General features: G+C 69.8%; 24 protein-coding genes. 17 read left to right on the top strand and 7 right to left on the bottom strand.

What is annotated here, in order from left to right:
* Positions 1-55 precede the first annotated feature (55 nt).
* The 6 genes from BVI061214_RS07465 to BVI061214_RS07445 are packed head-to-tail and all read left to right on the top strand — an operon-like array spanning position 56 to position 6,993.
* Positions 56-415, top strand: coding sequence for a hypothetical protein (locus BVI061214_RS07465; RefSeq protein ID WP_053767861.1), 360 nt, complete (start codon positions 56-58; stop codon positions 413-415).
* On the top strand, positions 375-2,117 hold the full coding sequence (locus BVI061214_RS07460) for a DUF294 nucleotidyltransferase-like domain-containing protein (protein WP_053767860.1): 1,743 nt from the start codon (positions 375-377) through the stop codon (positions 2,115-2,117). Before BVI061214_RS07465 ends, BVI061214_RS07460 begins: the two co-directional genes overlap by 41 nt.
* Positions 2,114-2,290 carry a hypothetical protein gene (locus BVI061214_RS13300; RefSeq protein ID WP_169775284.1) on the top strand — a complete coding sequence of 59 codons (177 nt, stop codon included), beginning with the start codon at positions 2,114-2,116 and terminating at the stop codon, positions 2,288-2,290. Before BVI061214_RS07460 ends, BVI061214_RS13300 begins: the two co-directional genes overlap by 4 nt.
* Positions 2,287-4,779: an ATP-binding protein gene (locus tag BVI061214_RS07455; RefSeq protein WP_053767859.1), complete on the top strand. Its 2,493-nt coding sequence runs from the start codon at positions 2,287-2,289 to the stop codon at positions 4,777-4,779. Before BVI061214_RS13300 ends, BVI061214_RS07455 begins: the two co-directional genes overlap by 4 nt.
* Positions 4,757-5,113, top strand: coding sequence for a response regulator transcription factor (locus tag BVI061214_RS07450; protein WP_003045950.1), 357 nt, complete (start codon positions 4,757-4,759; stop codon positions 5,111-5,113). Before BVI061214_RS07455 ends, BVI061214_RS07450 begins: the two co-directional genes overlap by 23 nt.
* Positions 5,110-6,993 carry a 3'-5' exonuclease gene (locus tag BVI061214_RS07445; protein WP_053767858.1) on the top strand — a complete coding sequence of 628 codons (1,884 nt, stop codon included), beginning with the start codon at positions 5,110-5,112 and terminating at the stop codon, positions 6,991-6,993. Before BVI061214_RS07450 ends, BVI061214_RS07445 begins: the two co-directional genes overlap by 4 nt.
* Here the strand turns inward: BVI061214_RS07445 and purD are convergent.
* Genes purD through BVI061214_RS07420 form a run of 5 tightly spaced genes read right to left on the bottom strand, consistent with a single transcriptional unit; the run spans position 6,983 to position 11,411 of the window.
* Positions 6,983-8,236, bottom strand: coding sequence for a phosphoribosylamine--glycine ligase (purD, locus tag BVI061214_RS07440; protein ID WP_053767857.1), 1,254 nt, complete (start codon positions 8,234-8,236; stop codon positions 6,983-6,985). The two genes, BVI061214_RS07445 and purD, sit on opposite strands and share 11 nt — an antisense overlap.
* Complete coding sequence (gene purN / locus BVI061214_RS07435) at positions 8,233-9,123, bottom strand: phosphoribosylglycinamide formyltransferase (RefSeq protein WP_053767856.1); 891 nt, start codon at positions 9,121-9,123, stop codon at positions 8,233-8,235. The genes purD and purN overlap by 4 nt, the downstream gene beginning before the upstream one ends.
* Positions 9,124-10,023, bottom strand: a complete 900-nt coding sequence (locus BVI061214_RS07430; RefSeq protein ID WP_053767855.1) for an MBL fold metallo-hydrolase — start codon at positions 10,021-10,023, stop codon at positions 9,124-9,126.
* A complete protein-coding gene (locus tag BVI061214_RS07425; RefSeq protein WP_003045961.1) occupies positions 10,017-10,811 on the bottom strand; it encodes a fumarylacetoacetate hydrolase family protein in 795 nt (264 codons plus the stop codon). The genes BVI061214_RS07430 and BVI061214_RS07425 overlap by 7 nt, the downstream gene beginning before the upstream one ends.
* Before the next feature lie 9 nt (positions 10,812-10,820).
* The gene (locus BVI061214_RS07420) at positions 10,821-11,411 is read right to left on the bottom strand and encodes a glycerol-3-phosphate acyltransferase (RefSeq protein WP_053768612.1); all 591 of its coding nucleotides are present in this window, start codon (positions 11,409-11,411) and stop codon (positions 10,821-10,823) included.
* 18 nt (positions 11,412-11,429) lie between these two features.
* Here BVI061214_RS07420 and BVI061214_RS07415 point away from each other — a divergent pair, with 18 nt between their 5' ends.
* The 10 genes from BVI061214_RS07415 (at position 11,430) to BVI061214_RS07370 (ending at position 19,514) form a co-directional block, all read left to right on the top strand.
* Positions 11,430-12,461, top strand: a complete 1,032-nt coding sequence (locus BVI061214_RS07415) for a substrate-binding domain-containing protein (RefSeq protein WP_053767854.1) — start codon at positions 11,430-11,432, stop codon at positions 12,459-12,461.
* Positions 12,462-12,470: 9 nt separating this feature from the next.
* Positions 12,471-12,914: a YqhA family protein gene (locus tag BVI061214_RS07410; protein ID WP_053767853.1), complete on the top strand. Its 444-nt coding sequence runs from the start codon at positions 12,471-12,473 to the stop codon at positions 12,912-12,914.
* Entirely contained in the window at positions 12,911-13,573 is a 663-nt protein-coding gene (locus BVI061214_RS07405; RefSeq protein ID WP_053767852.1) for a hypothetical protein, read from the top strand. The genes BVI061214_RS07410 and BVI061214_RS07405 overlap by 4 nt, the downstream gene beginning before the upstream one ends.
* 10 nt (positions 13,574-13,583) lie before the next feature.
* Positions 13,584-14,702 carry an aminofutalosine synthase MqnE gene (mqnE, locus tag BVI061214_RS07400; RefSeq protein ID WP_053767851.1) on the top strand — a complete coding sequence of 373 codons (1,119 nt, stop codon included), beginning with the start codon at positions 13,584-13,586 and terminating at the stop codon, positions 14,700-14,702.
* Entirely contained in the window at positions 14,699-15,511 is an 813-nt protein-coding gene (locus BVI061214_RS07395; RefSeq protein WP_003045972.1) for a menaquinone biosynthetic enzyme MqnA/MqnD family protein, read from the top strand. Before mqnE ends, BVI061214_RS07395 begins: the two co-directional genes overlap by 4 nt.
* A gap of 64 nt (positions 15,512-15,575) precedes the next feature.
* Entirely contained in the window at positions 15,576-16,112 is a 537-nt protein-coding gene (locus BVI061214_RS07390) for a YceI family protein (protein WP_053767850.1), read from the top strand.
* Positions 16,109-16,501, top strand: coding sequence for a DUF6069 family protein (locus tag BVI061214_RS07385; RefSeq protein WP_156303241.1), 393 nt, complete (start codon positions 16,109-16,111; stop codon positions 16,499-16,501). The genes BVI061214_RS07390 and BVI061214_RS07385 overlap by 4 nt, the downstream gene beginning before the upstream one ends.
* Positions 16,498-17,241 (top strand): VOC family protein, encoded by a 744-nt coding sequence (locus BVI061214_RS07380; protein WP_082333132.1) that lies wholly within the window; start codon positions 16,498-16,500, stop codon positions 17,239-17,241. The genes BVI061214_RS07385 and BVI061214_RS07380 overlap by 4 nt, the downstream gene beginning before the upstream one ends.
* 162 nt (positions 17,242-17,403) lie before the next feature.
* Positions 17,404-18,438 (top strand): 3-deoxy-7-phosphoheptulonate synthase, encoded by a 1,035-nt coding sequence (gene aroF, locus BVI061214_RS07375; RefSeq protein WP_053767847.1) that lies wholly within the window; start codon positions 17,404-17,406, stop codon positions 18,436-18,438.
* Positions 18,435-19,514, top strand: a complete 1,080-nt coding sequence (locus BVI061214_RS07370; RefSeq protein ID WP_053767846.1) for a prephenate dehydrogenase/arogenate dehydrogenase family protein — start codon at positions 18,435-18,437, stop codon at positions 19,512-19,514. Before aroF ends, BVI061214_RS07370 begins: the two co-directional genes overlap by 4 nt.
* 38 nt (positions 19,515-19,552) lie before the next feature.
* Here the strand turns inward: BVI061214_RS07370 and BVI061214_RS07365 are convergent, their stop codons facing one another.
* Positions 19,553-20,896 (bottom strand): FAD-binding oxidoreductase, encoded by a 1,344-nt coding sequence (locus BVI061214_RS07365; RefSeq protein ID WP_053767845.1) that lies wholly within the window; start codon positions 20,894-20,896, stop codon positions 19,553-19,555.
* A 9-nt stretch (positions 20,897-20,905) separates the two neighbouring features.
* Entirely contained in the window at positions 20,906-21,361 is a 456-nt protein-coding gene (locus BVI061214_RS07360) for a hypothetical protein (RefSeq protein ID WP_053767844.1), read from the bottom strand.
* Positions 21,362-21,418: 57 nt separating this feature from the next.
* On the opposite strand from BVI061214_RS07360, the gene BVI061214_RS13810 reads away from it, so the two are divergent.
* A partial coding sequence (locus BVI061214_RS13810; RefSeq protein ID WP_248841782.1) for a transposase DNA-binding-containing protein occupies positions 21,419-21,756 on the top strand: 338 nt, incomplete at its 3' end.

Here is a 21,756-nt window from a genome sequence, read left to right as displayed (position 1 = left end):
CTTTCCGCCCATCCCCTGGGCCTCCGGGCCCAGGGGGCTTATACTTGGAGGCAAGATGAAGCTTTTGCGGTTTTACCTGGGAAGCCTGAGCGCCCTTTTCGCCTTTTACCTCCTGGGCCACTACCTCCTGGGCTTCCCCTTCCCCACCCCCTGGATCCTCCTCCAGATCGCCTTGGGAGTAGCCTTAGGCCTTGGGCTTGGCCTCCTCTACCACCGCATCTGGCCCCTACCCCCACCCGGCCTAGGCCGCGTGGTGCGGCTTTTTGTGCTCCTGCCCCCGGCCTTTGTCCTGGGGGTGGGCCTCGTGGTCCTGTTTCAGGCGCAGGTGGCTCTGCCCTACATCGTCCCCCTGATAGCCTGGCTGACCCCGGACCATGGACCTAAAGACCATCCCACCCCTAAAGGACCTGCCTGAAGAGGCCCTGGCCCGCCTCGAGGCCACCCTGGAGCGGCTTGCCTACCCGGAGGGGGCCACCATCCTGGCCCAGGGCGGCCCCCCCAGCCAGCACCTCTACCTGGTGGCCCGGGGGCGCGTGGCCCTGGTGGACGGGGAGGAGGAGGTGGAGGTCCTGGGCCCCGGGGCCTTCTTCGGCTTCCCCTCCCTCTTCCTGGGGGAGCCCCCGGCCCTGGGGGTGGTGGCCAAGGAAGGGGTGGAGGTCCTCCGCTGGCCCAAGGAGGTCTTCTTCTGGCTCCTCTCCTACCCCGAGGCCGCCCGTTACTTCGCCGCCCGGCTGGGAGACCGGGTGCGCCTCAGGGCGGGGGTCCGGGCCGACCTCTTCACCCCCGTGGGGCGGCTCGTGCGCCGCCCGCCCCTCTACATCGCCCCCGGGGCCACGGTGGCCGAGGCGGCCAGGAGGATGGCCCAGGAAGGGGTCTCCAGCCTCCTGGTGGAGGGGGAGCCCTTGGGCATCCTCACCGACCGGGACCTGCGGAACCGGGTCCTGGCCCAGGAAAGGCCCTCCTCCACCCCGGTGGGGGAGGTGGCCACCCGCCCCCTCTTCGCCCTCCCCGCCGACACCCCCCTCTACGAGGCCCTGGCCGCCATGGTGGAGCGGGGGATCCACCACCTGCCCCTATTGGAGGGGGCGAAGGTGGTGGGCGTGGTGACCCACACCGACCTGGTCCCCGCCATCAGTCCCCTCCTCCTCCTCCGGCGGGTGGAGCGGCTGGAGCTCAGCCGCTACGCCGAGGAGGTGGCCCGCCTGGTGGAGAGCCTGGTCCACAGCGGCCTCCCCCCCACAGGGATCGGCCGGGTGGTGGCGGGCCTCAACGACGCTCTCATCCGGAGGCTCGTCAAGGAGGCCGAGGCCCGCCTGGGGCCGCCCCCCATCCCTTATAGCTTCATGGTCTTCGGCTCGGAAGGGCGTAGGGAGCAGGCCCTCCTCACCGACCAGGACAACGCCCTGGTGCTCAAGGAGGAGGGGCACGAGGCCTACTTCCAGGCCCTGGCGGAGGCCGTGGTTGAGGGGCTCATCCGGGCGGGCATCCCCGAGTGCAAGGGAGGGTACATGGCCACCCGCTGGCGCATGCCCCTAAAGGACTGGCTCTCCACCTTCCGGAAGTGGATGGAGGCCCCAGAGCCCCAGGCCCTCCTGGAGACCCAGATCTTCTTTGACTTCCGCTCCGTGGCCGGGGAGCTCTCCTTAAGGCCCCTGGAGGAGGCCATCCTGGAGGGAAGCCGCAAGGGGGTTTTCCTCTACCACCTGGCCCAGGCGGCTCTAGCCTTCCGCCCCCCCCTGGGCTTCCTGGGCCGGGTGCGCACCGAGGAGGGGTATGTGGACCTGAAGCGGCACGCCCTGGCCCCCATCGTGGCCCTGGCCCGCCTCTACGCCCTCATGGCGGGAAGCCGGGCCCTGGGCACCGAGGAGAGGCTCAAGGCCGCCGCCCAGGGAGGCACCCTGAGCCAGGAGGGGGCGGAGCGCCTGGGGGAGGCCTTCGCCTTCTTCTTCGGCCTGAGGCTGAAGGCCCAGCTGGAGGCCTTGGAGAAGGGGGCCCCTCTGGAAAACCGCGTCCTGTGGGAGGCCTTGAGCCCCGGCGAGAGGCGGCGGGCCCTCGAGGGCTTCCGGGCCATCCAGGAAGTCCAGGAGAGCACGGCGGCCCGGTTTCAGCTACGATGAAGGCCAAGGCCCTGGCCCTCTTCTTCCTGGCCTTCTTCCTCTTCCTCATGCCCCTTGCCCTCTTTCCCTTAGCGCCCTGGGGGCCTTTCGGCCTCCCGCCCCTTTACCTCTACCTCTTCTTGGCCTGGGGCCTGGTCCTCTTCCTGGCCTACTGGTTCTTTCGCAAGCCGTGAGCCCCGCCCTCCTCCTCACCGGCCTCTTCCTCTACCTGGCCCTCCTCTTCCTGGTGGCCCTCCTGGGAGAGAGGCGGGGGAGGGCCTTGGTGCAAAGCCCCTGGGTCTACGCCCTCTCCCTGGCCGTCTACGCCACCGCCTGGACCTTCTTCGGCAGCGTGGGCCGGGCGGCCACCCAGGGGGCCTCCTTCCTCCCCGTCTACCTGGGGCCCACCCTGGTCCTCCTCCTCTGGCCCTTCCTCCACGGAAGGCTTTTGGAGCTGGCCCGGGCCCACCGCCTCACCTCCTGGGCGGACTACCTCTTCCTGCGCTACGGCCACGCCCCCCTGGCCACCCTGGCGGCCGCGTTTTTGGTGCTGGGCCTCCTCCCCTACCTGGCCCTGCAGCTCAAGGCCATCGCCCAGGCCTTCCTCTTCCTGAGCGGGGAAAGAGCCCCCATGGCGGACGTGGCCCTCATCACCACCCTCTTCCTGGCCCTCTTCGCCATCCTCTTCGGCACCCGCCGCCTGGACCCCTCGGAGAGGCACGAGGGCCTGGTCCTGGCCGTGGCCTTTGAGTCCTCGGTGAAGCTTTTCGCCCTCCTCCTGGTGGGGCTGGCCGCGCTTCTTTTCCTGGGAAACCCCTTTTTGGAGGTCCCGAAGAGGCCGGAGCTCTGGCCCCTCCTCCTGCCCCCGGAGGGGCTTCCCGGCTACCTGGACTGGGTGGGCCTCACCCTCCTCTCGGGCCTGGCCTTCCTCTTCCTGCCCCGGCAGTTCCACGTGAGCGTGGTGGAGAACGTAAACCCAGGCCACCTCCCCCTGGCCGCCTGGGCCTTTCCCCTCTACCTCCTCCTCATCAACCTGCCCGTCCTCCCCCTGGCCCTTCTGGGCCGGATCCACTTCCCCCAAACCAACCCCGACCTCTTCGTCCTGGCCCTGGCCCAGGAAGCGGGGCCCGCTCTGGCCCTCCTGGCCTTCCTGGGGGGGGTCTCGGCGGCGACGGCCATGGTGATCGTGGAGGCCCTGGCCCTTTCCATCCTGATCTCCAACCATCTCCTGTCCCCTCTCCTCCTCCGGGCCAAGGCCCTGGGAAGCCTCCTCCTCTGGCGAAGGCTTTCCATCCTGGCCGTCATGCTCCTGGCCTACCTCTACTTCCGCTTGGCGGGGGAGGCCTACGCCCTGGTGGCCATGGGGCTCATCTCCTTCGCCGCCGTGGCCCAGCTGGCCCCGGCCGCCCTCCTCGGCCTCTACTGGAAGGGGGCCACCCGGGAAGGGGCCTTGGCGGGGCTTCTTGGGGGCATCCTCCTCTGGGCCTACACCCTCTTCCTGCCAGCCCTGGCGCGGTCGGGCTGGCTCCCCCCGGTCTTCCTGGAGGGCCCCCACCCCCTCCTGAGGCCGGAGGGGCTCCTCGGCCTGCGGGGCCTCGAGGCCACCACCCACGGCTTCTTCGCAAGCCTCCTTCTGAACCTGGGCCTGGTGGTGGGGGTTTCCCTCTTCACCAAGAGGGAGGCGCCGGTGGAGGGGCGGACCGGGGAGGTGGGGGCGCTGGCCAACCTCCTCTCCCGGGTCCTGGGCCCGGAGGCGGAGGCGGCCTTCCTCAAGGAGGCCCAGGACCTCCCCGGCCCCCAGGCGGCGGCCAAGGCCGAGGCCCTCCTGGCGGGCGCGTTGGGGCCCGCCACCGCCCGGCTCCTCATCCTTTCCGTCACGGAGAAAGCCCCGCCAGAGGCCCTTCTGGAGGAGGCGGCCCGGGAGTCCAAGGAGGTTAGGGCCTACGCCAGGGCCCTCGAGGAGGCGAGGCGGGAGCTCGCCCAGGCCTACGAGCGCCTGAAGGCCCTGGACCAGGCCAAGGACGAGGTTCTGGCCGCCATATCCCACGAGCTCAAGACCCCCCTCACCGCGGTGCGGGCCCTGGCGGAGATCCTGGAGGCCCATCCGGACCTGCCGGAGGCGGAGAGGCGGCGCTTCACCGGCCTCTTGGCCAAGGAGGCGGCCCGCCTCTCCCGCCTGGTGGAAGAGGTCCTGGCCTACGCCAAAGTCCAGGCGGGGATTCCCCTGAGGCTTCAGCGCCTGGACCTGCGGGAGCCCGCCCAAGAGGCCCTGGCCCTGGTGGCCCCCCTGGCCCGGGAACGGGGGGTGCTTCTGGAAGGCCGCCTGCCCCATGGGGCGGTCCAGGCCCTCACCGACCGGGACCGGGTCCTCCAGGTGCTCCTGAACCTCCTGCAAAACGCCATCCGCCACGCCCATAGCCGGGTTATCCTGGAGCTCACGCCTTTGGGGAGGGAGGCCTTCTTCTATGTGCAAGACGATGGCCCCGGGGTGCCCGAGGAAAAGAGGCCATGGCTCTTTGAGCCCTTCCAGAGCTTCGCCGGGGGCACGGGCCTGGGCCTCTACCTGGCCCGGAGGCTCGCCGAGGCCCTGGGGGGGCGGGTCTTTTTGGAAGCGGGCGAGGGGGCGCGCTTCGCCTTCGCCCTGCCCTTGGAGGTGGACCATGCGGATCCTGGTGGTGGATGACGAGGAGAGCATCCTGGTGCCCCTGGAGTTCCTCCTGAAGAAGGCCGGGCACGAGGTGGCCCTGGCCAGAACGGGGGCAGAGGCCCTGAGGCTTTTGGAAGAGGGGCCTTTTGACCTCCTGGTCCTGGACCTGATGCTGCCGGACCTGGACGGCTTCGCCGTCCTGGAGCGGCTACCCCAGGGCAGGAAGCCCCGGGTCCTGGTCCTCACCGCCCGGGGCCGGGAGGCGGACCGGGCCAAGGCCCTGGCCCTGGGGGCAGAGGCCTTCATGGCCAAGCCCTTCGGCATCCAGGACCTGCTGGCGGAAGTGCAAAGGCTTTCGGAGGGCTTGTGAGGGAGGTCTTCCGCTTTTTGGGCGCCCTCCTCCTGGGCCTCCTCCTGGTGGGGGGGGTGGTGGGGCTCGCCCTCTTCCTCCTCCTCCAGGGCGAGGAGGCCCTGGCCCGGGAGCTCCTGGAGCTGGCGCGGGCCAAGGCCCCCCTCCTCCTCTTTGTGGCCTTCCTCTTCGCCCTGGCGCTGGGGGCGCTCCTCCACCCCCTCTTCCTGGGCTACCTGGCGGCCACCCGGGCCCTGGGCCAGGAGGCGGAGATTCTCCTGGCCAACCCGGGCCACCGCCTGCCCCTAAAGGGCCCCCTGGAGCTCCAGGCCTTAGGCCGCCTGGTGCAGCGCCTGGCCGAGGAGAAGGCCGCTTTGGAGAAGGAGGTGGAGGCCAGGGTCCAGGAGGCCAAGGCCCTCGTGGAGCGGGAAAGGGCCATCCTCTCCGCCCTCATCGCCCACCTGCCCCAGGGGGTGGTCCTGGCCAACCCCCGGGGCCAGGTGGTCCTCTACAACCCCAAGGCCCAGGAGCTCCTGGGGGAGGGCCTGGGAATCGGCAAAAGCCTCTTTGGCCTGCTGGACCCGGGGCTTTTGGCCCACGCCCTGAGGCTTCCCAAGGAGCGCTTCCTCACCCAGGCCAGGGGGAAAAACCTCCTCCTGCAGGCGGTGCCCCTATCGGAGGGGATGGGGCTGATCCTCGAGGCCCAAAAGGGGGAAGAGGGCCTGGACGAGGCCACCCTCCACCGCCTCAAGGACAAGCTGGCGGGCCTCAAGGCCCTGGCGGAGATCCTGGCCCAGGAGGCTCCCCCGGAGGTCCGGCCCCTGGCCGAGAAGGCCCAGGAGGCCGCCCAGGAGCTCGCCCAGCTGGTCCAGGCCCTAAAGCCCCCGCCACAAGCCGCCGAGGTCCTGGCCCAAGACCTCCTGGCCCTCCTGGCGGAGACCCTGGAGCGGGAGGCCGGGGTCCAGCCGGGCCTGGCCCTGGAGGAGGAGGCCAGGTGGCTTCTCCTCAGGGTGGACACCTATGCCCTGGGCCGGGGCCTGGCCGCCACCCTGAAGGAGGCGGAGGAGGTCCTCCTGGAAGGAAGGGCCCTCGAGGGCTTCCTCCGGCTCAGCCTCCTCTTCCCCCACCCCGCCCCGGACCCCCACCCCCTCCTGAAGGAGGCCGTGGAAAAGGCAGGCGGAAGCCTGTGGCGGGAGGGGCACCGCCTCATCCTCCTCCTCCCCGCTGTGAAGGCCCCGAGCCTGCCCGCCCCCCCTGGTCCTCCCCCCAGGGCCGAGGTCTTTGACCTGAGCCTCCTGGAGGTCTCCGAGGCCCTCGAGGAGGCCCCCCTGGAGGGCCTCCTCTACACCGCCTTTGACCTGGAGACCACGGGGCTGGACCCCAAGGAGGACACCATCATCGCCCTGGGGGCGGTCCACCTTCTGGGAAGCCGGGTCCTCCGGCACGAGGTTTACGAGGCTCTGGTGGACCCGGGCCGCCCCATCCCCAAAGCCTCCACCGAGGTCCACGGCCTCACCTGGGAGATGCTGAAGGGCAAGCCCAAGCTGGAGGAGGTCCTCCCCGCCTTCCGGGCCTTTTTGGAGGGAAGCGTCCTGGTGGCCCACAACGGGGCCTTTGACATGGCCTTCCTGCGCAAGGTGGGCATAAACCAGCCCCCCCTGGTGGACACCCTCCTCCTGGCCCACCTCCTCTTCCCCGACCTCAAGGACCACCGCCTGGAGCGCCTGGCCGAGCGCTTTGGGGTTCCGGTCCTGGGCCGGCACACCGCCTTAGGGGATGCCCTCATGACCGCCGAGGTCTACGCCCGCATGATCCCCCTCCTGAAGGAGAGGGGCTTCCGCACCCTGGTCCAGGCGCTCCGGGCCTGCGAACGGCTCCCCCTGGCCCGGCTCAAGTACTGAAGCGGGCCAGGGCCTTCCGGCCGATGTCCCGCCGGTAGACCGCCCCGGGGAAGCCCACCCGGGGGATGAAGGCGTAGGCCCGCTCCAGGGCCTCCTTCAGGTCCTTCCCCAGGCCCACCACGTTTAGGACCCGCCCCCCGGCGCTCACGAGCCTGCCCCCTTCCCGCCGGGTCCCGGCGTGGAAGACCAAGACCCCTTCCGGGGGCTCGGGGAGGTGGAGGGGGATCCCCTTCCTGGGGTTTTCCGGGTAGCCGGGGGCGGCCAGGACCACGCAGGCGGCGGCCCCCTCCCGCCAGGAAAGCCGGGTGCCCTGAAGCCTCCCCTCGGCCACCTTCAGGGCCAGCTCCACCAGGTCGCTTTGGAGAAGGGGCAAGACGGCCTGGGCCTCGGGGTCGCCGAAGCGGGCGTTGAACTCCAGCACCTTGGGGCCTTCCCGGGTGAGCATGAGGCCGGCGTAGATCACCCCCCGGTAGACCACCCCCTCGGCCTCCAGCCCCCGGACGAGGGGCCAGAGGATCTCCTCCTCCACCCGCCTTAGGGTGGCCCCGTCCATGGGGTAGGGGGCCACCGCCCCCATCCCCCCGGTCATAGGGCCCTGGTCCCCGTCCAGGAGGCGCTTGTGGTCCTGGGAGGGGAGGAGGGGGAGGACGGTCTTTCCGTCGGTGAGGGCCAGGACCGTGGCCTCCTCGCCCTCCAGGTACTCCTCTATCACCACCTCGCCCCCCTCGGCCCGGTTCAGGATGTTGGCCACGGCCTGCTTGGCGGTGTGGAGGTCAAAGGCCACGGTGACCCCCTTGCCCGCCGCCAGCCCCGAGTCCTTGACCACGATGGGCACCCCCACCTCCTCCAGGTACTCCAGGGCCAGGAGGGGGTCCTGGAAGGTTCGGTAGCGGGCCGTGGGGATGCCGTAGCGCTCCATGAGGCTCTTGGCGAAAGCCTTGGAGCCCTCAATCATGGCCGCCTTCTGGGTGGGGCCGAAGACCTTGAGGCCCCGCTCCCAAAAGGCGTCGGCGATCCCCTCCACCAGGGGGGCCTCAGGGCCCACCAGGGTGAGGTCTATGCCCGCCTCGAGGGCCCAGTCCGCCAGGGCCTCCACCTCCCCGTTCCAGGGGACGCGCTCCGCCAAAGCCTCCATCCCGGCGTTGCCGGGGGCGGCGTAAAGGCGCTCCACCAGAGGGCTTTGCGCCGCCTTCCAGAGAAGGGCGTGCTCCCGCCCCCCGCTTCCCACCACCAGGACCTTCATGAAGGGGATTCTACCAGGGCCAAGGCCGCCAGGGCCTTTTCCCTCACCTCCTCGGGAAGCTCAAGGAGCTCGGCCCGAAGGGCCGGGTGGTCCTCGGCCAGGAGGTGGGCGGCGAGGAAGGCTCCCCGGCCCCAGGCCCCCGCCCGGCCCAAAAAGGCGGGCCCCGCCAGGTCCTCCATGCCCCAGGCGCGAAGGAGGGCCCAGACGCGGAGGTGAAGGGGCCTTTCCTTGGGGGAAAGCCCCTGGAAAAGCCGGGCCGCCTCCTCCCCCAAAAGGCCCTCCAGGCCCTCGGGCGGGGGAAAGGCCAGGCCCAGGAGGAGGAGGCGCACCGCCCTCGGGTAAAGGCGGTGCTCCAGGCGGAGGACCCGGGCCTCCAGGACCTCGGGGGTGTCCCCGGGGAGGACGGGCACCCGCCCCTGGAGGAGGATGGGCCCGGTGTCCATGCCCTGGTCCACGAAGTGGACCGTGGAGCCCGTCTCCTTCTCCCCCGCCTCCAGGACCCGCTGGTGGACCCTTAGGCCGGGGAAGTCGGGGAGGAGGGAGGGGTGGATGTTGAGGAGGCGGCCGTACCAGGGCTCCACGAAGCGGGGGGAGAGAAGGCGCATGAAACCAGCGAGGAGGACGAGGTCCACCCGCCGCGCCTCCAGGAGGTCCAGGGCCTCCCCCTCAAAGGCCCGCCGCCCCCGCCAGGGGAGGGCCACCGCCTCCACCCCGCGCCTTTTCGCCCGCTCCAGGGCCAAGGCCTCGGGGTTGTCCGAGACCACCAGGACCACCTCCCCTAGGGGGTTCCCCGGGGGAAAGGCCTCCATGAGGGCTTCCAGGTTGGTCCCCCGGCCCGAGGCCAAGACGGCCAGGCGGGCCGGGCGGCCTAGGGGAAAAGGCCCCATCTAGCCTCCCAAGGCCTCGGGGTGGTGCTTCTGCCAGTAGCGCACCAGGCCCTGGAGGTTCATGAAGGGAGGGTCGGCCAGCTCGTAGAGGCGCATCCCCGCCTCGTCCAACCCGGCCCTGGCCAGGCCCTCCCTCACGTAGGCCTCAAAGCGCCGGGTCATCTCCTCCGGGGAAAGCCCCTCCTTGAGGCGGTTTAAGACCCAGCCCGCCCAGGCCTCGAGGGCCTCCCTCAGGGCCAGGAGGTGGGCCTCCACGTCCTCGTAGGCCCCGAAGTGGGTGAGGTAGAGGGCCTCGGGCCTCAGGGCCAGGAGGCGATCTATGGAGGCGTACCAGCTTTCCAGGTGGATGTCCGGGGGCGGCGTGGGGGGCAGAACGGGCCCGGGGGCGATGCGCACCCCGGCGATGTCCCCGGCGAAGACCACCCCCTCCACCAGGTAGGCGTGGTGGTGGCTTGCGTGGCCCAGGGTCTCCAGGGCCTGGACCCGAAGGCCCCCCACCTCCACCACCTCCCCGTCCCCTAAGGCCCGCACCCGCGCCTCGGGGATCCCCCGAAGCTCCCCCCAAAGGGGCTTAAGCATCTCCCCGTAGATGCGCCTGGCCGACTCCAGGAGCCGGGAGGGGTCCACCAGGTGGGGCGCCCCCTTGGGGTGGACGTAGACCGTGGCCCCCCCCTCCGCCAGGCGCCAGGCCGCCCCGGCGTGGTCCAGGTGGATGTGGGTCACGAAGACGTGGCGCACCTCCTCGGGGGCATAGCCCGCCTCCTCCAGAGCCGCCACCAGCCGGGCGTAGGCGCTCTCGGGCCCGGTCTCTATGAGGATGGGCCCCTCTTTGGACTCCAGGAGGAAGCTGGCGATGACCCGCTCCACCCCCTGGAAGCGGAGGTCCAGGACCTTCACCACGGCCTCGCCTCCTTGGGCCCGATGCGGGTGTGCAGGGTACCGATGCCCTCCACGGCCACCTCAATGCGGTCGCCGGGGTTTAAGGCCCCAACCCCGGAGGGCGTGCCGGTGAGGACCACGTCCAGGGGCTCGAGGGTCATGAAGCTGGAGATGTAAGCCAGGATCTCCGCCACGCTGAAGATCATGGCCGAGGTGTGCCCCTCCTGGCGGAGCTCGTCGTTGACGTAGGTGCGGACCCAGGTGTTGGAGGGGTCCAGGTCGGTCTCCACCCAGGGCCCGAGGGGCAGGAACTTGTCGGCGCTCTTGGCCCGGACCCACTGCAGGTCCTGCTTCTGGGCATCGCGGGCGGTGATGTCCACGGCGATGGTGTACCCCAGGACGTGGTCCAGGGCCCGCTCAGGCGGGACGTTCCGCATCCGGTCTCCCACCACCACCGCCAGCTCCCCCTCGTAGTGGAGCTCCTGGGTGAAGTGGGGGTAGGGCACGGCGTCCCCGGTGTTCCAGGGGTCCTTGGGGTTCCCCGGGTGGGCCAGGGCGTTGGGGGCCTTCAGGAAGAGGCCGGGCTCCTTGGGCAGGTCCTCCCCGAAGCTGTGGCCCATCTCCCGGATGTGCTCCTTGTAGTTTCGCCCCACGCAGACGATCTTGCTAGGGGTGGCGGGCACCAGAAGGCGCACCGAGGCCAGGTCGTACCTCCGCCCCGTGGGGTTCCCTCCGGGCCCGTCCGTCTCCAAAACCAGCTCGCCTTCCAAAACGCCCCATCGGCCCTCGTTGAAACGCAGGACCTTCATGCCCTAAAGCTACCATCTTCCCCTAAGGATTTGCAGGCCCCTCAGGCCCACGGCCAGGGCCGAAAGGAGGGCCCCCAGCCGGCCCTCGCCCGGGAGCAAGAAGAGGAGGGCCAGGTAGCCGAAGATGGCCCCGAAGGGGATGGGGTAGACCCCACGCCGACTCCTGCCCCAGTAGAGGGCGTGGTAGAGCCCGGCCACCAGAAGGCCGAGCCCCGCCGCAAGAAGGGTCGTCTGGGGGTACCAGAAGAGGAAGAAGCCCAGGGATGGGGCGATCCCTCCCCCGCCCCGGAAGCGGAAGAAAAGGGGCCAGTTGTGGCCCGCCACCACCGCCCCCGCCGCAAGGGGCCGCCAAGCCTCGGGGGTGAGGAGAGCGGCCAGAACCCCCTTCCCCACGTCAAAGAGGACCACCATGAGCGCGGCCAGGGGGCCCTTTTGCCGGAAGACCCCCGAGCCCCCGGGGAGGTCCTTTTGCCGGACCTGGGGGAAGAAGAGGAGCCCCCCCACCAAAGAGCCCAGGAGGTAGGCCAGAAGAACGTAACCCACGCCCCCATTCTTGCAAAAGGGAGCCCTTTGCCCTATCCTGAGGGTGGAAGTTTCCATGAAGCCCTTCCACAAGCCATGAAGAAGAAACCTACCATCCACGAGGTGGCCGCCCGCGCCGGGGTGGGCCTGGGCACGGTGAGCCGGGTCCTCAACAACCACCCCGCCGTGCGGCCCGAAACCCGGGCCCGGGTCCTGAGGGCCATGGAGGAGCTGGGCTACACCCCCAACCCCCACGCCCGCAGGATCGCCGGGGGGCGGAGCTACACGGTCTCCGTCCTCCTTCCCTTCGTGGCCACGGAGTTCTACCGCAGGCTCATTGAGGGCATTGAGAGCGTCCTCCTGGAGAAGCGCTACGACCTGGCCCTCTTCCCCATCCTCTCCCAGGCCCGGCTCAAGCGATACCTGGAGAGCACCACCCTGGCCTTCCTCACCGACGGCCTGATCCTGGCCTCCTACGACCTCACCGAGCTCTTCGGGGAAGGGCGCCTGCCCACGGAAAGGCCGGTGGTCCTGGTGGACGCCAGAAACCCCCGGTACGACTCCGTCTACCTGGACAACCGCCTGGGGGGGCGGCTGGCCGGGGCCTACCTGGCCCGTTTTCCCGGCAGCATCTTCGCCATCAAGGTGGAGGAGGAGCCGGACCGGGCCTTCCGGCACACGGTCTTCAGCGAACGCATGGCGGGGTTTCTGGAGGCCATTAAGGAGGCCAGGCGGCCCTTCCCGGAGGGCCACCTCTACGTGACCCGCCTCTCGGCGGAAGGGGGGCGCCTGGCCCTCCGGCACTTCCTGGAAAAGGCCTCGCCCCCCCTCAACATCTTCGCCGGGGCCGACCAGGTGGCCCTGGGGGTCCTGGAGGAGGCCCAAAGGCTCGGCCTCACCCTGGGCAAAGAGGTGCGGGTCCTGGGCTTTGACGGCCACCCCTTCGCCGAGGAGGTGGGGCTTTCCACCATCGTCCAGCCGGTGGAGGCCATGGGGGCCCGGGCGGCCCAGCTCCTCCTGGAGAGGATGCAGGGGTACGGAGGCCCCCCCAGGGAGGTGCGCTTTGAGCCCACCCTGGTGGAGAGGGCCTCCACCGGCACCCCGCCCGAGGCCCCCTACCTGCCCTAGAATGCCCCCATGCAGCCGGAAGCCTTCCTCTTCCCCCTGCGCCTGGTGATCCTCATGCCGGTGGCGGGGCTCCTTCTGGGCTCTGTCTACTTCGCCTACCTCGCCCTCCTCGAGGCCCTCGCCGCCTGGCAAAGCCCCCTGGAGGAGGCCCTGACCCGCCTGATAGGAGCGGTGGACCTGGGGCTCCTTTCTGCTGTCTTCCTCATCTTCGGCCTCGGCCTCTTTGAGCTCTTCATCCGCAAGCTGGACCTGCCCATGGAAAGCGTGCTCCGGGTGGAAAGCCTTTCCGACCTCAAGGGCAAGCTGGGCCAGGTCATCGTCATGATCCTGGTGGTGAAGTTCTTTGAGAAGGCCCTGGCCTTCAAGCCCAAGGAGGCCCTGGACTTCCTCCTCTTCGCCGGGGGCGTGGCCCTGCTGGCGGGGGCCCTCTGGCTCACCAAGGCCAAGGAGTGATCGTCTACCTGGACCAGAACTACGCCAGCCGCATGGCCAAGCACCTCCTGGGCCAACCCGGGCACGAGGCCTTCGGCAGGCTCTTCCTGGCGCTAAAGGGCAGGGCCCTGGCCCCCCCTTCCCCCTTCCACGTCCTAGAAACCCTTTACCCGGCGCGGGGGCCCAAGGAGAAGGCGGGCTACCTCCTCCCCGCCCTCGTGGAGGTCTTCTCCGCCCTCTCCGGGGGGCTTTGGGTCCGCCCCTGGCAGGAGATCGCCAAGCGCCAGGAGCGGGGCCTCTACCTGGAGGACTTCCTCTGGCCTGGGGGCGACTGGGAGACCCCCGCCGACCTCTCCCCCTTTGCGGGGCTTCTGCAAGGCCTCCCCGAGGATCCCCTCGAGGCCCGGGCCTGGGCCCTGGAGGAGATCCAAAGGCGGACCGGGCTCCGGGAGGTGCCCTTTACCCGCCTCCTCGCCACCCTCCTGGCCGAAAGCCGTAAGGACAAAAGCCGGAAGCCCCGCCCCTCGGACCTCCTGGACTTCGTCATGGCCGCCACGGTCTACCCCTACGTGGACCGCCTCCTCACCGACCGCTACCTCAGGAACCTCCTGGGGAAGAAGGCGGTGGGCGGGCGCCGCAAAGAGGTGGAGGCCCTACTCCTGAGCCTGAAGGGGGAGTAGACTTCGGGGGATGAGAGGCATCCGGGACCCCCGCCTCGTCCCTATCGCCGAAAAGGTCATGGCGGGCGAGCGCTTGAGCTTCGCCGAGGGCCTCGTCCTCTACGAGACCAAGGACCTCCCCACCCTCATGCGCCTGGCCAACCTGGTGCGGGAAAGGAAGCACGGCCACAAGACCTACTTCGTCCACTCCATCCGGGTCTCCCAGACCAACATCTGCTACGTGGGCTGCACCTTTTGCGCCTTCCAGAGGCGCTTCGGCGAGGAGGGGGCCTGGGACTGGGATGTGGAGGAGGTCGTGGCCTGGGTAAAGGCCCGCTACCAGGAGGGCCTCACCGAGATCCACCTGACGGCGGGCCACCACCCCAAGAGGCCCTTCCAGTACTACCTGGACCTGGTCCGGGCCCTGAAGGAGAACTTCCCCGGGGTCCAGGTGAAGGCCTGGACGGCGGCGGAGATCCACCACTTCTCCAAGATCGCCCGCCTGTCCTACCAGGAGGTCCTCCTGGCCCTGAAGGAGGCGGGGTTGGACGCCATGCCGGGGGGCGGGGCGGAGATCTTCGCCGAAAGGGTGCGGAAGCGGATCGCCCGGGCCAAGGTCTCGGCGGAGGGGTGGCTTGAGGTCCACCGCACCGCCCACGAGCTGGGCATCCCCACCAACGCCACCATGCTCTACGGCCACATAGAGACCCTCGAGGAGCGCCTGGACCACATGGAGCGCCTGAGGCGGCTCCAGGACGAGACCGGGGGCTTCATGAGCTTCATCCCCCTGGCCTTCCAGCCCGACGGCAACCAGCTGGCCCGGGAGCTGGGCAAAAAGGAGTTCACCACCGGCCTGGACGATCTCAGGAACCTGGCCATCGCCCGGCTTTACCTGGACAACTTCCCCCACATCAAGGGCTACTGGGCCACCTTAACCCCCGAGCTCGCCCAGGTCTCCCTGGACTGGGGGGTCACCGACATAGACGGCACCCTCATTGAGGAGCGCATCGTCCACATGGCGGGAAGCCCCACCCCAAAGGGCCTCACCAAGGAGGCCCTGGCGGGCATCATCCGGAGCGCGGGCCGCATCCCCGTGGAGCGGGACGCCCTCTACCGGGAGGTGCGGGTCTGGGACCAAGTAGAGGCGTGAGCTACCGCCTGGGCCTCCCCCCCTACGCCAACGTGGCCCCCCTGGCCCACTTCCTGAGGCCCGAGGGTTTTGAGCTGGTTCGGGCCCCGCCCACCGCCCTCAACCGGATGCTGGAGGAGGGGGCGCTCACCCTCTCCCTGGCCTCGAGCCTGGCCTATCTGGAGCGCCAGGAGGCCTGGGGGCTTTTGCCCGACTTCTCCGTGGCCGTTTTGGGACCGGTCTACTCGGTGAACCTCTTCCACCGGGTGCCCCTGAAGGACCTCAAGCGGGTGGCCCTCACCGGGGAGAGCGCCACCAGCGTGGCCCTCCTCCGCCTGCTCCTGGAGGAGGAAGGCGTAAGGCCCGCCTGCGAGCGGGCCGAGGGGGAGCTGGAGCTTCTTGAGCGCTACGACGGGGTCCTCCTCATCGGGGACCGGGCCATCCGGGCCTACGCTGGCCTCCTCCAAAACCTCCCCGAAACCCCCATGGCCCTCCCCACCCGCTTCGGCGAGGTGGAGGTGACCGATTTGGCTATGGCCTGGTTCCGGAGGACCCGCCTCCCCTTCGTCTTCGCCGTCTGGGCCTACCGCCTGGAAAGCCCCCCGCCCAAAGCCGTGGTCCAGGCCCTGAGGCGGGCCCGCCTCCTGGGCCTGGGCCGCCTGGAGGAGGTAGCCCAGGCGGAGGGAAAGCGCCTTGGCGTCCACCCCGCCCTCCTCCTCCACTACCTGTGGAACTTCCGCTACCACCTGGAGGAGCCAGACCGCCTGGGCCTGAAGGCCTTCGCCGAGGCCCTGGGCCTGCCCTTCCGACCGCGCTACTACCCTAAATAGCGCTTGACATATCGTAGCGCTTGGTGTAGCGTAGCCTTGGGCCGCTGGCCCAAGGAGGGTAAAGATGCGTTGGAACCTGGATCCGGCCCACACCAGCATCACCTTTTCCGTGCGGCACATGATGGTGGCCACGGTGCGGGGAAGCCTGAACCTGAAGGAGGGCTTCGCGGAGACCGACGAAAGCGGCAAGCCCCTCCGGGTGGAGGCCCGCCTGGACGCCAGGAGCATCCACACCGGCGTGGCCGACCGGGACAACCACCTGCGCTCCCCCGACTTCCTGGATGCGGAGCGCTACCCGGAGATCGTCTTCCGGAGCGAGAAGATCACCCCCCTGGGGGAAGGCCGCTACCGGGTGGAAGGGGAGCTCACCATCCGGGACGTGACCCGGCCCCTGGTGCTGGAGGTGGAAACCTCGGGGCCCATCAAGGACCCCTGGGGCAACGAGCGCCTGGCCGCCCACTTTGAGGGAAAGCTCAACCGCAAGGACTTCGGCCTCACCTGGAACATGGTCCTGGAGACGGGGGGCCTCCTGGTGGGCGAGGAGGTCCGCTTTGGCGTGGACGCCGAAGTGGTGGCGGCCAAGGAGGCCGTGGGCGCATGAGGATGGCCCCTCTTCGCCTCGCCCTACTGGCCACGGGGATGGCCCTGGGTACCAACCTTCTCCTCTACGCCCTGGCCCGGCTGGCGGGCGTGCCTTTCCAGGTGGCCCCTCCCGGAAGGCCCCCCGAGGAGGTGGGCCTGGCCGCCGTGGCCCTCTTCACCGCCCTGCCCATGGCCCTAGGGTTCGCCCTCTACGTGCCCTTTAGACGGCGAAGCCCCAGGGCCTTGCCCATCTTCGTGGGCCTGGCCCTGGCCGTCTTCTTCCTGATGCTCTTCCCCCCCTTGGCCGCCGCCTCTGATCCCAGAACCGAGCTTTCGCTCATCGCCCTGCACGTGCCCCCTGTGGCCTTTTACCTGTGGGGTCTTCCCCGAACGGAGGAGGCCCTTTGAGGCGGCTTTTGGGGCTCACCCTGAGGGTGCGGGACCTAAAGGCCCAGCTGGCCTTCTACCGGGACCTCCTGGGGCTTGAGGCGGAGGCCGACCCGCCCCGATACCGGCTCTTCCCCCAGGGGCGGGGCTTCCTCCTGGATCTGATCCACGACCCGGAGGCCCCCCTCCGCCCTTACCCCTCGGTGGGCCTCTACCACTTCGCCCTCCTCCTGCCCGACGGGAAGGCGCTGGCCGCGGTCTTCCGCAGGCTTCTGGAAGGGAAGGCCCATTTTGAGGGAGCCGCGGACCACGGGGTCTCCGAGGCCCTCTACTTCCGGGACCCGGAGGGCAATGGCCTGGAGCTCTACCGGGACCGCCCCCGGGGGGAGTGGCCCGAGGGCCCCCTCATGTTCACGGCGCCCCTGAACCTGGAGAACCTCCTGGCCGAGAACCCCAGGCCCGCCCCCCTCCCCCCAGAAACCCTCCTTGGCCACCTCCACCTCCACGTGCTGGACCTCGCCGAAGCCGAAGCCTTCTTCGCGGGAAGGCTTCGCATGGCCGTGACCCTGCGCACCTACCCCGGGACCCTCTTCTTCGCCTGGGACGGCTACCACCACCATGTGGGGGCCAACACCTGGGCGGGGAGGCGCCTGGCCCCGGAAGGCTCCACGGGGCTTGTAGGCTATGCGCTGAAGGCCCCCCCAGAGGTCCCTCCCGGCCTTTACCGGGACCCCACAGGGGCCCTGGCCGAGGCCCCTTGACGCCACCCCCCTCCCTGCCCTACACTCTGGAGCAACTATGCGGACCTTTGGGCGCTACTACGGCTTTTATCCTCCCGCCGGGGGCGCCCTTGGTCTTGCGTAGCGGTTTTCCGCAAGCGGGCGCCCCCAAAAGGGGGCGCCCAAGCTTTAAGGAGGCGAGCCATGCTGATCGTGATGCGGCGGGGACACACGGAGGAGGAGCTTCAGGAGGTCATCCAGGAGATAGAGAAGGTGGGGTACCGGCCCCACGTCTCCCAAGGGGTGGAGACCACCCTGGTGGGGGCCATCGGCCGGGGGCCCACCCCCGAGCTCATGGAGCACTTCCGGGCCCTCCCCGGGGTGGCCGAGGTCATTCCCATCTCCAAGCCCTGGAAGCTGGCCAGCCTGGACGTCCAGCCCTTCCCCACGGTCCTGGACTTCCCCACGGGGAGGACCGGGGGCGGGCACGTCATGGTGGCCGCGGGCCCTTGCGGGGTGGAAAGCCGGGAGCAGACCCTGAAGGCGGCCCGCTACGTCAAGGCCTACGGGGCCCACATGCTCCGGGGCGGGGCCTTCAAGCCCCGCACGAGCCCCTACGCCTTCCAGGGCTTGGGGGTGGAGGGCCTCAAGATCCTAGCCGAGGCCCGGAAGGAGACGGGCCTCCCCGTGGTGACCGAGGTCCTTTCCCCGGACCAGGTGGAGCTGGTGGCGGAGTACGCCGACGCCCTGCAGATCGGGGCCAGGAACGCCCAGAACTTCCCCCTCCTCCAGGCGGTGGGGGAGGTGGGCAAGCCCGTCCTCCTCAAGCGGGGGATGAGCATGACCCTCGAGGAGTTCCTCATGAGCGCCGAGTACATCCTCTCCCGGGGCAACATGCGGGTCATCCTGGTGGAGCGGGGCATCCGCACCTTTGAGAAGGCCACCCGCTTCACCCTGGACGTCTCCGCCGTCCCCGTCCTCAAGAGCTGGACCCACCTCCCCGTCTGGATTGACCCCTCCCACCCGGCGGGGAAGCGGGACTGGGTCATCTCCTTGGCCCTGGCGGGCCTGGCGGCGGGGGCCGACGGCCTGATCGTGGAGACCCACCCCGAGCCGGAAAAGGCCCTCTCCGACGCCGCGCAACAGCTCCACGAGGAGGAGTTCGCCGCGCTTATGGCCCGGGTGCGCCGCCTGGCGGAGGCCCTGGACAAGACCCTCTCCGTCCCGGTCAAGGGATGAGGCCCCTCTTCGCCAAGGTGGGGGTCTTCGGGGTGGGGCTCCTGGGGGGGAGTGTGGCCCTGGGCCTCAAGGAGCGCTTTCTGGCCGAGGAGGTCCACGTCTACGACCCCGACCCCCTGGCCCTGGAAAAGGCCCTCTTCCTGGGGGTGGCGGACCGGGCCCACCGGGAGATCGGCCCCTGGGTGGGGGAGCTCTCCTTGGGCATCCTGGCGGCCCCGGTGGGGGCTTTGAAGGCCCTGGGCCAGGCCATCGCCCCCCACGCCCACCCCGAGAGCCTCTGGACTGACGTGGGGAGCGTCAAGGCCAAGGTGGTGGAGGCCCTGGAGAACCTCCTCCCCCACTTCCTGGGGGGCCACCCCATGGCGGGAAGCGAGCGGGCCGGGGTGGAAAACGCCCACGCTGGGCTTCTGGAAAACGCCGTCTGGGTCCTCACCCCCACCCATAGGACCACTCCGAGGGCCAGGGAGGGGATTCGGCGCTTGGTGGAGGCCCTAGGGGCCTACTCCCTCGAGGTTCCCCCCAGGCTCCACGATGAGCTGGTGGCCCGCATCTCCCACCTGCCCTACCTCCTGGCCGTGGCCCTAAACCGCATGGTGGCCCAGAGCCGGGACAAGGACCTCCTCATGTTCCTGGCGGCCGGGGGCTTCCGGGACCTGACCCGGGTGGCCTCGGGAAGCCCCAGGATGAGCCGGGACATGGTGGTGGAGAACAAGGAGGCCCTCAAAGGGGCGATAGAGGAGCTCAGGGAGGTCCTCCTGGAGCTAGAAGGCCTTCTGGAATCCCCCGAGGCCCTTCTGGAGGCGGCCGAGGAAGCCAAGCGCACCCGCGACAGCCTCCCCATCGTCCGCCGGAGCCTCCTGCCCGAGATGCACGACCTCTCGGTCCAGGTGCCGGACCGCCCCGGGGAGATCGCCCGGATCGCCACCGCCTTGGGCGAGGCCGGGGTCAACATCAAGGACATTGAGGTCCTCACCATCCGCGAGGAGGCGGGTGCCCTCCGGCTTGGCTTCGCCACCCGGGAGGAGAGGGAGCGGGCCAGGGAGGTCCTCAAGGAGGCGGGGTACAGGGTCCGCTAACACCACCCCATGCTGGCTTGCGCCAGCATGGGGTGGTATCAGGGGAGGAGCTTGCCGGGGTTCAGAACCCCCCCGGGATCCAAGGCCGCCTTGGTCCGCCTCAGGAAGTCCAGGGTGGCGGGGTCCAGGGCCTCGGCCATGAAGGCGCGCTTCATGACCCCGATGCCGTGCTCCCCGGAAAGGACCCCCCCGTGCCGCAGGGCCACCCGGGCGATCTCGTGGGCCAGCTCCCAGACCCGCTCCTCGGGCTCAAACCGGGGATCGTAGAGGATGTTGGGGTGGAGGTTCCCGTCCCCGATGTGGCCGAACTGGACCACAAGGAGGCCGTGGGCCTGGCCCAAGGCGGCGATCTCTCCCACCACCTGGGGTAAAGCGGAGCGGGGAACGGCGATGTCCTCGTTGACCCGCTTGGGGCGGAGGCGGCCTAAGGCGGGGCTCACGCTCCTCCGGGCCCGCCAGAGGGCCTCGGCCTCCTTCTCGTCCCGGGCCCTACGCACCTCGGCCCCAAGCTCCAGGGCCGTTCTCTCCACCAGGGAAAGCTCCTCTTCCACCAGCTCCCGGTCGTCCCCGTCGGTCTCCGCCAGGAGAAGAGCCCTATTCCGGGGCAGGCCCATGCCCAGGTAGTCCTCCACGGCGTTCACAGCGCTTTGGTCCATGAACTCCAGCTTGGCGGGCACCGCCCCCAGGGCGATGGCCCGGGAGACCGCCTCCGCCAGGGCCTCCACCTCGGGGAAGACGGCCATGAGGGTGGCCCGGTGCCGGGGCAGGGGAAGGAGGCGGAGCCTGGCCCCGGTGACGAGGCCCAAAGTCCCCTCCGAACCGATGAGGAGCCCAGGGAGGTCGTAGGCCTCCCGGCCCAGGCGCCACACCTCCCCCTCCCCGTCCACCCACTCCAGCTCCAGCACATAGTCCCCCGTGACCCCGTACTTGAAGCAAAGGGGCCCCCCGGCGTTTTCCCCCAGGTTCCCCCCCAGGGTGCTGGTGCGCAAGGAAGCGGGGTCCGGCGGGTAAAAGAGGCCGTGGGGCCTGGCGGCCTCCGTGACCTGGGCCGTGGTCACCCCGGGCTCGGCCCAGGCGGTACGGGCCTTGGGGTCCACCTCGAGGCGGGCCATGCGGGTGAAGGCCACCACGATGGCCTCCCCCAGGGGCACCGCCCCCCCGGAAAGGCCGCTTCCCGCCCCCCGGGGCACCAGCGGCACCCCGTGGCGCCGAGCCAGGCGCACCAGGGCCTGGACCTCCGCCCTGGACTCCGGCAAGACCACGGCCAAGGGGGCCTCCCCTACCAGGATGGCGTCGTAACGGTAGACCTCCTTCTCCGGGCGGGAGAGGAGGGCCCGGGGTCCAAAGGCCGCCTTCAGCTCTTCCTGAACCTCAAGCCCCATACCCCCAGGCTACCAGCCTGGGTCGCAAAGAGCGGTGCTGTCGGGGCGCACCAGGTTCAGGGCCCGCACGTAGGGGCCATAGACCCCGGCGGTCATCCCCCTAACCCAGAGCCGGCGGTCAGGGAGGGGCTCAATCCCAATCCCTTGAGGGGCCACGTACACCGCCCGGACCTCCCCGCTTGGGGTCACCTCCAGGTATCCCCGCACCTCGGGGCCAAGGATGGGGCCGAAAAGGCGGAATACCTCCTCGGGACGCGCCTGCCAGGGGCCTACCCCCTCCGGCACCCAGAAAAACTCTAAAGCGTCCAGGCGCCCCTCCAGGTCCAAGCGGTAGTCCAAGCGGGTGTTCCGGTCAGCGCAGTAGGTCCCCTGGGTGCGGAGGGCCTGGATGCGGGGCCCGGGGTAGGCCACCTCCAGGGTCAGGGAGCAGGCGGAGAGGAGGGGGAGAAGGAGAAGGGCGCGCATGCTTCCACCCTGTCCCAGGCTCCCCTAGAAGCAGGACTTTACCCACATCTCCGTTTCGTGGTAAATCTCCCCTTGCGGGCGCAGCCCGTATCTGGTACCGGGGGTGATCCATGGACATGCTCAAGGTGGCCGAGGCCAGGCTCCAGGAGTTCACGGGCCGTTTTGCGAGCGTTTTCCCCCGATAAGCGCCTCCACCGACGGTTTGAAGAGGTGGTGCGGGGCGCCTTGGCCGCAGGCTCAGCCCGGGTGAGCGAGATGGTGGCCTCGCTCCCTTCTCCCCTCCAGAACCGCTTCCACCAGGCCAAAGCCCTTTACCGCTTCCTGTCCAACCCACGGGTGGAGGCAGAAGCCCTCCTTGACCGGGTCTATCAGGAGAGCGCGACTGCCCTGGAGGG

The organism is Thermus aquaticus (assembly GCF_001280255.1).
GTDB lineage: Bacteria > Deinococcota > Deinococci > Deinococcales > Thermaceae > Thermus > Thermus aquaticus.
This window is presented reverse-complemented; position numbering and strand designations above follow the sequence as displayed.

What these genes read in the sequence shown, in the direction of transcription:
- aroF (WP_053767847.1), top strand. Translation starts at nt 17,404, where the DNA reads ATGCTGATCGTGATGCGGCGGGGACACACGGAGGAGGAGCTTCAGGAG.
- BVI061214_RS07410 (WP_053767853.1), top strand. Translation starts at nt 12,471, where the DNA reads ATGCAGCCGGAAGCCTTCCTCTTCCCCCTGCGCCTGGTGATCCTCATG.
- BVI061214_RS07420 (WP_053768612.1), bottom strand. Translation starts at nt 11,411, where the DNA reads ATGGAAACTTCCACCCTCAGGATAGGGCAAAGGGCTCCCTTTTGCAAG.
- purN (WP_053767856.1), bottom strand. Translation starts at nt 9,123, where the DNA reads ATGGGGCCTTTTCCCCTAGGCCGCCCGGCCCGCCTGGCCGTCTTGGCC.
- BVI061214_RS07415 (WP_053767854.1), top strand. Translation starts at nt 11,430, where the DNA reads ATGAAGAAGAAACCTACCATCCACGAGGTGGCCGCCCGCGCCGGGGTG.
- BVI061214_RS07450 (WP_003045950.1), top strand. Translation starts at nt 4,757, where the DNA reads ATGCGGATCCTGGTGGTGGATGACGAGGAGAGCATCCTGGTGCCCCTG.
- BVI061214_RS13300 (WP_169775284.1), top strand. Translation starts at nt 2,114, where the DNA reads ATGAAGGCCAAGGCCCTGGCCCTCTTCTTCCTGGCCTTCTTCCTCTTC.
- BVI061214_RS07390 (WP_053767850.1), top strand. Translation starts at nt 15,576, where the DNA reads ATGCGTTGGAACCTGGATCCGGCCCACACCAGCATCACCTTTTCCGTG.
- mqnE (WP_053767851.1), top strand. Translation starts at nt 13,584, where the DNA reads ATGAGAGGCATCCGGGACCCCCGCCTCGTCCCTATCGCCGAAAAGGTC.
- BVI061214_RS07465 (WP_053767861.1), top strand. Translation starts at nt 56, where the DNA reads ATGAAGCTTTTGCGGTTTTACCTGGGAAGCCTGAGCGCCCTTTTCGCC.
- BVI061214_RS07460 (WP_053767860.1), top strand. Translation starts at nt 375, where the DNA reads ATGGACCTAAAGACCATCCCACCCCTAAAGGACCTGCCTGAAGAGGCC.
- purD (WP_053767857.1), bottom strand. Translation starts at nt 8,236, where the DNA reads ATGAAGGTCCTGGTGGTGGGAAGCGGGGGGCGGGAGCACGCCCTTCTC.
- BVI061214_RS07370 (WP_053767846.1), top strand. Translation starts at nt 18,435, where the DNA reads ATGAGGCCCCTCTTCGCCAAGGTGGGGGTCTTCGGGGTGGGGCTCCTG.
- BVI061214_RS07425 (WP_003045961.1), bottom strand. Translation starts at nt 10,811, where the DNA reads ATGAAGGTCCTGCGTTTCAACGAGGGCCGATGGGGCGTTTTGGAAGGC.
- BVI061214_RS07360 (WP_053767844.1), bottom strand. Translation starts at nt 21,361, where the DNA reads ATGCGCGCCCTTCTCCTTCTCCCCCTCCTCTCCGCCTGCTCCCTGACC.
- BVI061214_RS07365 (WP_053767845.1), bottom strand. Translation starts at nt 20,896, where the DNA reads ATGGGGCTTGAGGTTCAGGAAGAGCTGAAGGCGGCCTTTGGACCCCGG.
- BVI061214_RS07385 (WP_156303241.1), top strand. Translation starts at nt 16,109, where the DNA reads ATGAGGATGGCCCCTCTTCGCCTCGCCCTACTGGCCACGGGGATGGCC.